This window comes from Flavobacterium gilvum (assembly GCF_001761465.1).
Classification (GTDB): domain Bacteria; phylum Bacteroidota; class Bacteroidia; order Flavobacteriales; family Flavobacteriaceae; genus Flavobacterium; species Flavobacterium gilvum.
Genome location: NZ_CP017479.1, coordinates 2846570 through 2858456, shown reverse-complemented (window position 1 = coordinate 2858456; position 11887 = coordinate 2846570). Strand labels below are relative to the sequence as shown.

General features: G+C 33.1%; 10 protein-coding genes. 7 read left to right on the top strand and 3 right to left on the bottom strand.

Annotation, left to right across the window (positions count from 1 at the left end):
* The first annotated feature begins 65 nt into the window (after positions 1–65).
* From EM308_RS11960 to EM308_RS11935, 6 genes are all read left to right on the top strand, one after another.
* A complete protein-coding gene (locus EM308_RS11960; RefSeq protein WP_035637020.1) occupies positions 66–971 on the top strand; it encodes an AraC family transcriptional regulator in 906 nt (301 codons plus the stop codon).
* A 294-nt stretch (positions 972–1265) separates the two neighbouring features.
* The gene (locus tag EM308_RS11955; protein WP_051877773.1) at positions 1266–2747 is read left to right on the top strand and encodes an MltF family protein; all 1482 of its coding nucleotides are present in this window, start codon (positions 1266–1268) and stop codon (positions 2745–2747) included.
* Positions 2748–2889: 142 nt separating this feature from the next.
* Positions 2890–5235 (top strand): ATP-dependent helicase, encoded by a 2346-nt coding sequence (locus EM308_RS11950; protein ID WP_035637019.1) that lies wholly within the window; start codon positions 2890–2892, stop codon positions 5233–5235.
* A 96-nt stretch (positions 5236–5331) separates the two neighbouring features.
* Entirely contained in the window at positions 5332–5952 is a 621-nt protein-coding gene (locus tag EM308_RS11945; protein ID WP_035637018.1) for an L-threonylcarbamoyladenylate synthase, read from the top strand.
* A 763-nt stretch (positions 5953–6715) separates the two neighbouring features.
* Positions 6716–7399 carry a sensor histidine kinase gene (locus tag EM308_RS18175; protein ID WP_197056129.1) on the top strand — a complete coding sequence of 228 codons (684 nt, stop codon included), beginning with the start codon at positions 6716–6718 and terminating at the stop codon, positions 7397–7399.
* A complete protein-coding gene (locus EM308_RS11935; protein ID WP_035637015.1) occupies positions 7399–8136 on the top strand; it encodes a LytR/AlgR family response regulator transcription factor in 738 nt (245 codons plus the stop codon). The genes EM308_RS18175 and EM308_RS11935 overlap by 1 nt, the downstream gene beginning before the upstream one ends.
* Positions 8137–8191: 55 nt before the next feature.
* Here the strand turns inward: EM308_RS11935 and EM308_RS11930 are convergent, their stop codons facing one another.
* The 3 genes from EM308_RS11930 to EM308_RS11920 all read right to left on the bottom strand — a co-directional run bounded on the left by EM308_RS11930 (position 8192) and on the right by EM308_RS11920 (position 10757).
* Entirely contained in the window at positions 8192–9049 is an 858-nt protein-coding gene (locus EM308_RS11930) for an OmpA/MotB family protein (RefSeq protein ID WP_051877772.1), read from the bottom strand.
* 70 nt (positions 9050–9119) lie between these two features.
* Positions 9120–10115: a glycosyltransferase family 2 protein gene (locus EM308_RS11925; RefSeq protein ID WP_035637013.1), complete on the bottom strand. Its 996-nt coding sequence runs from the start codon at positions 10113–10115 to the stop codon at positions 9120–9122.
* Positions 10116–10289: 174 nt separating this feature from the next.
* Positions 10290–10757 (bottom strand): type I restriction enzyme HsdR N-terminal domain-containing protein, encoded by a 468-nt coding sequence (locus tag EM308_RS11920; RefSeq protein WP_035637010.1) that lies wholly within the window; start codon positions 10755–10757, stop codon positions 10290–10292.
* Between the two features lie 123 nt (positions 10758–10880).
* On the opposite strand from EM308_RS11920, the gene holA reads away from it, so the two are divergent.
* Positions 10881–11885: a DNA polymerase III subunit delta gene (gene holA, locus EM308_RS11915; RefSeq protein WP_035637009.1), complete on the top strand. Its 1005-nt coding sequence runs from the start codon at positions 10881–10883 to the stop codon at positions 11883–11885.
* The last annotated feature ends 2 nt before the right edge of the window (positions 11886–11887 follow it).

The following is an 11887-nucleotide window of genomic DNA, read 5'->3' as shown; positions in this document are numbered from 1 at the left end:
GGAGTACCTATTATTTAATTTTGTAAAAGGTTTGAAATTTTACTCTCATTATAATCGATACCCCCATGTTTTACAGTGACTTGAACAATAGTGTTAATTATCCGATAACATCACATGAAGATGAATTATGGGGACTAACCATCACAACTGTTGGTCATCAGAACATTAACGAAAAACAACAATATCCACCCGAAAAACATCCTCTAGATTACTATTTTAATGTTGGAAAAGGAAGAATTCTGAACGAATATCAATTACTGTATATCACAAATGGCAATGGTGTTTTTACGTATGGAAATTCCAAAGAATCCTATTTTATTACTGAAGGAAAAATGTTTTTCCTAATGCCTGGAGTTTGGCATACGTACAAACCCATGGAAAACACCGGATGGAATGAATATTGGATTGGTTTCAAAGGAAAAATGATTGAAAAGATTGTGAAAGAAGGTTTCTTTTTGAACAAACCACCAGTTTTTCATATCGGCATGAATGAAGAAATCATTGATTTGTATTACAAAGCCATTGAAATCGCACACGAGGAGCGAGCCGGATTTCAGCAAGCATTGTGCGGTATTGTCATGAATATTTTGGGTTTAATGTATTACCGTGATAGAACTAGGGATTTTGAAGACGAAGAACTCATCAACAAAATCAACAAAGCCAAAGTGATAATGCGCGAAGAGGTTTATAAAAACATTACGGCAGAGGATATTGCAAAAAACTTAGGAATCAGTTACTCTGGATTTCGTAGAGCTTTTAAAGAGTTAACAGGAACTTCTCCTTCAAAATATATGCTCGAATTAAAATTAAACGAAGCCAAACTTTTATTGTACAGCACCAATCAGCCAATAAAAGAAATATCCTATAGCTTAAACTTCGAAAACCCTGATTATTTCCCAATTTTCTTTAAAAAAAGAACTGGAAAAACGCCAAGCGAATATCGGAATTTGGTATGCGCAAATGGTGTTTAGTTTCGGATGATAGGAAATAGAGAAAAGAGTATAGATAGCAGAAAGCAGAAAGCTGAAAACAGAAAGCAGAAAGCTGAAAACAGAAAGCAGAAGGCAGAAGATAGGAAGCAGGAAATCTGTAATCTTTAATCTGCAATCTTTAATCTGCAATCTTTAATCTGCAATCTTTAATCTGCAATCTAAAATCTATACTCTATTTTCTATATTCTCCTTTTAAAAAAAACCAACTTATCAACTAAATATCTGACAATCAATTATTTTATGTAACTTTATTATGCCAAAAACATAAAAAAGATGCATCCAATAAAAATAATACTCGTTTTTTTGATTGTTCTCTTGAGTAGTGTATCCTGCAAACAGGAGAAAGATAAATCCGTTTTAATATCCAAAAAAGATACAACATGGTATAATTTTAATTCTGAGAACGAATTTCTTGGATTAGGGAAACAACAGTTTGGTGATCTTGACAGCATGGTTGCACGCCGAAGAATTCGCGCTTTGGTTCCCTATACTCATCTTTACTATTCCATTAATTTAGACAAAAGAAGCGGAATCGCCTTTGAAGCTTTGACACTTTTTGAAAATAAAATAAATGAACATTTACATCTAAAACCCCATCAAGTACGAATTATTTTCATACCGGTAAACCGCAGTCAGGTGATACCACTTTTAGAACAAGGCTACGGCGATATAGGTTATGCAGGCTTAGCCATTACAGAAGAACGAAAAAAAAAGGTCGATTTTTCAATTCCTTCAATTACAGGACTCAAAGAAATTATTGTTGGTGGAACAAAATCACCAAAACTTAACTCACTCGCAGACCTCTCGGGTAAAGAAGTTTATCTCCGTGAAGGCAGTAGTTATGAATCTGCAGTCGTGAAATTAAATGATTCACTAAAAAACAAAGGAATAAAACCAATCATTATCAAAAGTATTGATCCTTATTTGGAATCTGAAGATATTCTAGAAATGATTAATTCGGGTGTAATTCCTTTTTCGGCGATGGTCGATGATGTTGCACAACTTTGGGCTAAGGTGATGCCAAATTTAGTTTTATATGAGAAAATTCCATTAGCACGAAATATTTCTTATGGAATGGTTTTTAGAAAAAACTCACCAAAATTGAAAAAAGCTACCGATATTTTTTTAGAAAAAAATGCAAAGGGGACATTGATAGGAAATACTCTTTATAACAAATATGTAAAAAACACCGATCTTCTGCCCGAAATTTATACAAAAAAAACATTCTCACAAGTAAATGTTCTCAAAGCTCCATTCCTGAAATATGCAGACCGATACCAACTCGACTGGCTACTTTTGGTTGCACAAGGTTATCAGGAATCAGGTTTAAATCAGGCGTTGGTAAGTCACAAAGGAGCGGTAGGAATAATGCAAGTATTACCTAAAACAGCAGCAGGTAAGCCTTTCTATATAAGAAACATAAACAAAATTGACAATAATGTACACGCAGGCGTCAAATACATGAGATTCTTAATTGACCGGTATTTCAGTGATCCTAAAATCGATAAATTAAACCGTCATTTGCTCGCATTGGCAGCTTATAATGCTGGTCCTGCACGTGTAATACAATTACGAGCAATAGCTAAAACCAAAGGACTAAACCCGGACCTCTGGTTTGACAATGTTGAACTTATCGCCGCCAATGAAATAGGACAGGAAACCGTACAGTATGTAAGCAATATTTATAAATTTTATGCCTCGTATAGAGCGTTGAGTTATTACGCCGAACAACGTGGTAAAAAACTGAGACCTTAACAGTTTTGGATTTATTAATACTGTATAAATCCTGATTTTATTTTTAATTGTATTTAATAATTGATATTGTTGTTTGACATTGTCATTGATATTGAATTATTGATTCTAAAATTCTTATTTTTGCCTCAAACAGAATTTTTCTATGCAAAAATATATAGAACAGCTCAACGAGGCTCAACGTCAACCCGTACTGCAAAAAGATGGTCCTATGATTATTATTGCGGGTGCCGGATCGGGGAAAACTCGTGTACTTACCATCAGAATCGCTTATTTAATGCATCAAGGTGTTGATCCATTCAATATATTGGCGCTTACTTTTACCAACAAAGCAGCCCGGGAAATGAAAAAACGTATCTCGGATATTGTTGGCGCAAGCGAGGCCAAAAACCTATGGATGGGAACTTTTCACTCTGTTTTTGCCCGAATTTTACGTTCCGAAGCCGAACATTTGGGCTATCCATCAAACTTTACAATCTATGATTCGCAAGATTCTTTACGTGCCATTTCGGGTATTATCAAAGAAATGCAATTGGATAAAGATATTTACAAACCCAAACAGGTTTTGAGCAGAATTTCTAGTTTTAAGAATAGTTTGATTACCGTAAAAGCCTATTTCAACGACCCCGATTTACAAGAAGCTGATGCGATGAGCAAAAAACCTAGAATGGGAGAAATCTACAAAAACTATGTGGATCGATGCTTTAAGTCGGGTGCTATGGATTTTGATGATTTATTATTAAAAACCAATGAATTACTGACTCGTTTCCCCGAAGTTCTGGCAAAATATCAAAACCGTTTTCGATACCTTTTGGTAGATGAGTACCAAGATACCAATCATTCTCAGTACCTTATTGTTCGCGCTTTATCTGATAAATTTCAGAATATTTGCGTAGTAGGGGATGATGCTCAGAGTATTTACGCCTTCCGCGGAGCGAATATCAATAACATTCTGAACTTCCAAAAAGATTATGAAGGCGTAAAAACCTTTAGATTGGAACAAAATTACCGTTCGACCAAAAATATTGTGGAAGCTGCCAATACTATTATTGACAAAAACAAAGTAAAACTAGACAAGGTGGTTTGGACCGCCAATGAATTTGGTCCAAAAATAAAAGTACACCGCAGTATTACTGATAATGAAGAAGGCCGTTTTGTGGCGAGTACGATTTGGGAACAAAAAATGAATCACCAAATGAACAATGGTGAATTTGCTGTTTTATATCGTACCAATGCACAATCCCGAGCCATTGAAGACGCTTTGCGAAAAAGAGATATTCCGTACAGAATTTATGGTGGATTGTCTTTTTACCAAAGAAAAGAGGTCAAAGATGTGTTGTGCTACCTTAGATTGGTTGTAAACCCAAAAGATGAAGAAGCGTTGATTCGTGTTATAAACTATCCTGCGCGCGGTATCGGAAACACAACAATTGAAAAACTGACAATTGCTGCAAATCACTACAAACGTTCAATTTTTGAAGTGATGCAAAATATTGAACGAATTGACTTGAAACTAAATTCGTCGACCAAAAATAAATTGCTTGATTTTGTAACAATGGTTCAAAGTTTTCAGGTGATTAACGAAAATCAGGATGCGTTTTACCTTACTGATCATGTAGCCAAAAAAACAGGTTTGATTCAGGAACTAAAGAAAGATGCGACTCCCGAAGGAATGGCTCGTATTCAGAATATTGAAGAATTATTGAACGGGATAAAGGATTTTACTGAAGGTCAAAAAGAGGTTGACGGTGCTCGTGGTTCATTGGCAGAATTTCTGGAAGACGTAGCACTAGCCACCGATTTGGATAAAGATACGAGTGATGAAGATCGTGTTGCTTTGATGACTATCCATTTGGCCAAAGGACTTGAATTTCCTCATGTGTTCATTGTAGGAATGGAAGAAGATTTGTTCCCAAGCGCCATGAGTATGAGTACCCGAAGTGAGCTTGAAGAAGAGCGACGTTTATTCTATGTAGCCTTAACCCGTGCGGAGCATCAGGCGTATTTAACGTATGCGCAATCCCGTTACCGCTGGGGAAAACTGACTGATAGCGACCCCTCCCGTTTTATTGAGGAAATAAACGGACAGTATCTGGAATACCTTACGGCTCCCGAAAACAATTACCGCTACAAGCCAATGATTGACAGTGATATTTTTGGTGATGTGGATAAATCCAAATTGCGCTTGGCAAAACCGGTTGGAAGTACTCCTCCAAAACACATTACAGATAACGAACCAAAATCGGATATTAATTTACGTAAACTGAAACCTGTTTCGAGCGGTCCTGCAATTAATTCTGCAACTGGAAACGCTAATTTATTTGATAATAAACTGGTTGCTGGAAATGTAGTAATGCACGAACGATTTGGGAAGGGACAAGTCATCAATCTCGAGGGAATTGGAGCCGACAAAAAAGCCGAAATCAAATTTGAAGTTGGTGGCTTAAAAAAATTATTGTTACGCTTTGCAAAATTAGAAATCATAGGTTAGAAAAAATGTTTCAAGTTTAAGGTTTCAAGTTATGCATAACGTAAACTTGAAACCTTAAACTTGAAAGATTAAACTTTTAAAAACAAAACAAAAAAAATGGCACAGCTAGTAAAAATTTACCCCGACAAACCAAGTGAAGCAGCCGTTGCTAAAGTGGTAAAAGTACTTCGCGATGGAGGTTTGGTAATTTATCCAACCGATACTGTTTATGGATTGGGTTGCGATATTACCAATTCACGTGCTCTTGAAAAAATTGCCAAAATAAAAGGAGTAAAGCTGGAAAAAGCCAATTTCTCGTTTATTTGCCACGATTTAAGCAACTTATCAGATTATGTTAAGCAAATAGACACTTCAACATTCAAACTACTAAAAAGAGCTCTACCAGGACCTTATACTTTTATTCTTCCCGGCAACAATAGTCTTCCAAAAGAATTCAAAAAGAAAACAACTGTTGGTATTCGTATTCCTGATAATTCCATTGCTTTAGAAATAGTCCGTCAACTTGGAAATCCAATTGTTTCGACCTCCATTCGTGACGAAGACGAAGTTATTGAATATACCACCGACCCAGAATTAATTTTCGAAAAATGGCAAAATCTTGTCGATATTGTTATAGATGGCGGTTACGGAGACAACGTTGGTTCAACTATTATTGATGTCTCTGGACACGAACCTATAGTAGTGAGAGAAGGAAAAGGGAGTATTGATATTATTTAAAATTATTTACCATTCACTAGCCAATAAATGCATTTCACTATCTTTATTTTTTTATAAAATTCAAATCATACGACTTTTGATTTGAATTTTAAAAAACAATGATATGAAAGCATTTAAAAAGTTTTGTTTATTGACGATTATACCTTTACTAATAATCTCAATTGTTTCCATAATTCTTAGTGGATCGTTTGCTAATCTGAAGGTATGGAGAATTAATGCTGCTATTTTTGAAATTTTTGTTTCTATTTCTTTTGGATACGTTTATGTTTTTGAAAAGCGACAACAGAAAAAAGAAGATACTATTAGAAATTTATTAATTTCAGCTTTATTTATTTTTACTTCGGTATTTTGCTTTATTTCATTTTCTAACAAGCTATTTCTTAGCCAAAATAATTTTCAAGTTGTATTTCTCCAAACATTATTCGCTGTTTCTATTTTTTTTCTGGAATTCCTAATTTTCTTTATTTATTTATCAAAAACAAATGAATTAGTTCTTGATGAAAAACCAATGTTTTATTTAAAATTAGTTTTAGGAATAAGTTTGTTGGAATTTGTTGTGGTATTTATATTAACAGCGCTTCCAATACATCAAAATTTCAATGTTCATTTATTTTTTTTATCATTAAAAACACTTTCAACCTGTTTAATTCTTACCACAATAGCATTTCTAGTAATTTTCGGAATATGCAATTTTCCTTTTTTTAGACAACACTATTTAATAACAACCCTTACAGCATCGCTAATATCTTGTTATTTTAAGGGTATGATTATTAATTTTTATCCTATTTCATTATTTTCGTCATCGGCGATAGTCGTTGTAATGCTTTATAGTAACAAGTTGAAAAACGATTACTTCAAAATAAAAAGTTTAACCAATTCTTTTTCAAAAAAAGAAGCCGAATACCAGCAATTAAAAAATCAGGTGAATCCTCATTTTTTATTCAATAATTTGAACACTCTGATTTCTTTTATTGAAATAAACCCTAAAAAAGCTGTTGAATTTGGACATCATTTATCGAATACTTACCGTCATTATCTAAAGAATCAAAATGATGATTTTGTCTTGCTAAAAGAAGAATTGGAATTCATAAAAGAATATCTCGAAATTTATAAAGCAAAATTTGAAAATGCATTTACGTTTGAAATCAATGTCCTGCCAAAAGAAAACGAGTACATTTTATCTTTATCATTACAGGAAATTATCGACAATATTTTTAAGCATAATTCAATGGAAGAAGATAGTCCTTTGAAAATTAAAATATTAACATCATCTAACGGATTACTATTAGAGAATTCGGTCTCAAATAAGGTTACTGACCAATCGAATCAAGTTGGGTTGCAAAATATCAATAAGAGATATAAAATTTTGACAAATAAGGAAATTCAGATTGTGAGCGACCAAAGTATGTTTCAGGTAAATATTCCAATTTTAATACTAGAAGCCTAATGACAGCAGTAATTATAGAAGATGAAATTCCGGGAGGAAAACGATTGGAAAAACTATTAATTGATAAAAAATTCACCGTTTTAATCATTCTGACTTCGGTTGCAAATGCTTTAAAATGGCTTGAAGAAAACAATCATCCTGATTTAGTTTTTATGGACATCAAATTAAGAGATGGAAATTGCTTTCGAATATTGGACAAGATTCAGATAAAATCTAAAATTGTTTTCACAACAGCTTATGATGAATTTGCCTTAAAGGCATTCAATTATAACGCTATTGATTATCTGCTAAAACCAATTGACGAGTCTAAGCTAGACAAAATGATTCTAAAATACGAATCTTTTAAAATAGATTTCCAAAATGATTTGGACTGGACAACTTTGGAAAAAAATATCGAAAATAAATTTAAGTCCTCTTTTTTAGTTTCATCAGGTAATTATATCAAAAAAATAGAGACATTTGAAGTAATTTGTTTTTTTAGTGACGCCAACTCTACATTCATTTTAACCAATCAAAATAGACAATTTACAATCAATAATTCTTTGGACAACATTGAACAACAACTTCATTCTTATTCTTTTTTCAGAATCAGCCGAAAGTTCATTATCAATAAAAAGTATATCTCAGGCTTAGAAAATACTTCACAAATTAAACTTCTAATTCCCGAAGCAAATGATTTTGAATTTAAAGTCAGCCGTTTAAAATCAAAGTCTTTTTTAGAATGGTATAAAAAATAAAAAAAAACGCCCGGAAAAAATCCGAGGCGTTTTTCAGTGAATATATATAGAATAATTATTTTTGAACTGGCGCAGATGTCGTAGATCCTGGCTTTTTCATTTCTTTTTCTACCATATCATAGAACTGATCGATTTTTGGCATTACGTAGATACGAGTTCTTCTGTTTTTAGCTTTGTTCTCTGGAGAATCATTTGGCACCAAAGGAACGTATGAACTTCTACCAGCAGCGATTAACTGTTCTGGTTTCACACCTAAATCTTTAGACAAAATACGGATAATTGCAGTAGAACGTTTAACACTCAAATCCCAGTTATCAATTAAACAAGAGTTTCCTTTTAACACATCAGTATCAGTGTGTCCTTCAACCATACATTCAAAGTCTGGTTTATCATTAACAACTTTTGCAACTTTAGCCAAAACTCCTTTTGCTTTGTCATTTACTTCATAGCTACCGCTTTTGAATAACATTTTATCAGAGATAGAGATGAAAACAACTCCTTTATCAACGTTGATTTCGATATCTTTATCATCCATACCAACAACTGATTTTAAGCTGGTAACAACTGCAAGAGTAACGCTGTCTTTTTTGGTAAGAGCGTCTTGCATTCTGCTGATTTTTAAATCTTTTTCTTTGATAGATTCTAGGGCTTTTTCGATATTTTCTGCTCCTTTAGTAGACAAAACTGTCATATCTTTTGATGTACTTATCAAATGTTGATTCGTTTCTCTCAAACCAGCTACAGTAGCAGAAAGACCTGCTTTTTCTTCTAAACAAGAGTTAAGTTTTACAGTGGCAGTATTAAGCAAATCTTGTGTTTCTTTTTGTTTAGCCTCCAAAGCGGCATATTCTTTTTTGGACACACAAGATGTTAAAAGTGCCAAAACTGATAATGTAAGCATTATTTTTTTCATAATGTAAAATTTAATTAAACGTGAATTACAAAGTTAGTTTTTAATATTAATTTTTAAATGTAAATATTTGTTAAATATAGTCAGCAAAAACTGTGCCATTCTTGATATAATAACCATAAACAACACTTTTTATCTTAAAGTATGTTTCGATCTGATTTTTTTCTCTTTTTCTGTAATTTTTCAAAAACAAGCCATAAAAAGAAAAATGTCCACGAATAATTGCCAAGCAATGAACGAATTGACCTCCTGCAATAAATTTAACTCCTGCGACACCATCCAAAAACAATCTGGCGACAAGGATTTGAAACAGTTCATTTTTAGGTAAATTCTTAGTCAACATCAATAATGAATTTCTAAAATTAAGAAATGTTTTTTTAGGATTCGCCTGTTGCAAAGTGGCTCCGCCCACATGATAAACGATTGATTCTGGACAATATTTTATTTTATATCCTTTATTAATAGTTCGCCAGCATAAATCAATTTCTTCCTGGTGGGCAAAAAAGTCCTCATCAAACCCTTTCATTTCCCTATAAACATTCTTTCTGATGAAAAAACAAGCTCCAGAAGCCCAAAAAATTTCCATTGCATCGTTGTACTGCCCGTTATCTTTTTCCAAAGTATCAAAAATACGTCCGCGACAAAAAGGATAACCAAACTTATCTATAAAACCGCCGGCTGCACCAGCATATTCAAAATAGTTTTTCTTTTTAAAATCTAATATTTTGGGTTGAATTATTGCTGTTTCGATTTCATCCGAAAAAGTTTTTAATATTGGATTCAACCAATTTTCAGTAACTTCAATATCCGAATTCACCAGGGCATAAATTTCTTCTTCTACCTGTTGCAAGGCTTCATTATAACCACCCGCAAATCCTTTATTGCTATTGTTTTGAATAATTTTAATATCGGGAAAATTATTTTTTACAAATTGAATAGATTCATCAGTTGATGCGTTATCAGCAACATAAATCGTTGCTTCGGGCGAAAATTGGCTAACAGAAGGCAGAAACTGCTCCAAAAGTTTTACACCATTCCAATTCAATATTACTACTGCTATTTTTTTCAAACAAGGTTTTATTTAACCGCAAAGTTCGCAAAGTTCTTTATTTGCAAATTTCACAAAATTTATATTTTTAAGTTCGCAAAAACAGAATTAAAAAAGGATACAATAAAGCCTTATTTAGAACTGTGTAAAAGTCTTAACTCTTTACTCTTTTTTCTTTATTCTATTTTCTTTATTCTATTTTCTTTCCTCTATTTTATTCTCTCCATAAGTAGGCAACTCTCTCAAAAACTCATATTTTTCATTTTCGAAATCCATCTGGCAAAAATAATGATTTAGACCATTGGTGACCATTAAAAATTCTGCATCCAAAGTCATATTATATCGTGCGATTTGATCAAAAACAGCTTGTGAGATTTTAACTTCGGGCGCTTTACATTCTATTAAGACAAAAATAGTTCCGTTGGGATTAAAAACTACTACATCATAACGCTTTCTCAAACCATTGACCATTAAAACTTTCTCAACATTAATCAATGATTTTGGGTATTTTTTTTCTTCCAATAAAAAACTCACTACATGCTGACGAACCCATTCTTCGGGTGTCAGAATGATAAATTTTTTCCTGATAACATCAAAAATGGACAGTTTATTTTCGCTATTTTTGAAACGAAAACTATAGGAAGGAAAGTTGAGATTTTGCATGAAGCAAAAATAATAAATAGTTTAAAAGTTTAAGGTTTAAAGTTGTTTAAATAAAACCCAAAAGGGAATTTTACGTCAAAAACATTAAACTTTTTAAACCTTTAAACATTAAACAAAAATCAAATGGACGAAGTTATTAAGATTGTAAATGATATAAAAGGAGGCAATATCAAACCTATCTATTTTTTGATGGGGGAAGAGCCTTATTATATCGACAAATTATCAGAATATATAGAAACAAATGTTTTATCTGAAGAGGAAAAAGGCTTTAACCAAACCGTTTTATACGGAAGAGATGTCAGCATAGAAGATATTGTTTCTACAGCCAAACGCTACCCCATGATGGCTGATCGTCAGGTCGTAATTATAAAAGAAGCTCAGGAATTATCAAGAACAATAGACAAAATTGAAAGTTATGTCGAAAACCCAATGCCATCAACGGTTTTGGTTTTTTGCTATAAATATAAAACGCTAGACAAACGAAAGAAAGTCACTAAACTTTTGGCTAAAAACGGAATTGTATATGAAAGTAAAAAGCTGTACGAAAATCAAGTAGGAGACTGGATTAAGCGTGTATTGGCCGGAAAGAAATACACTATTGAACCCAAAGCATCTGCCATGTTGGTTGAATTTTTGGGAACTGATTTGAGTACCATCAACAAAGAGCTTGAAAAACTTCAAATCATACTACCCGCCGGAAGTACAATTTCGGCGAAAGACATCGAAGAAAATATTGGATTCAGTAAAGATTACAACGTTTTTGAATTACGAAAAGCCATTGGCGAACGCGACCAACTGAAGGCCTACAAAATTGCTGAGAATTTTGCCCAAAATCCAAAAGACAATCCAATTGTAATGACAGTCGGTTTGGTTTTTAGTTTTTTTGTACAATTATTGAAATACCATGGATTGAAGGACAAAAATCCAAAGAATGTAGCTTCAGTACTAGGAGTTAATCCTTTTTTCCTGAAAGATTATGATGTGGCCATCAAAAACTACCCAATGAAAAAAGTAAGCCAAATAGTGGCTTCATTGCGTGACACTGATGTAAAAAGCAAGGGTGTGGGTGCCAATAGCTTATCACAGGCCGATTTATTAAGAGAAATGCTCTACAAAATATTCAATTAAAC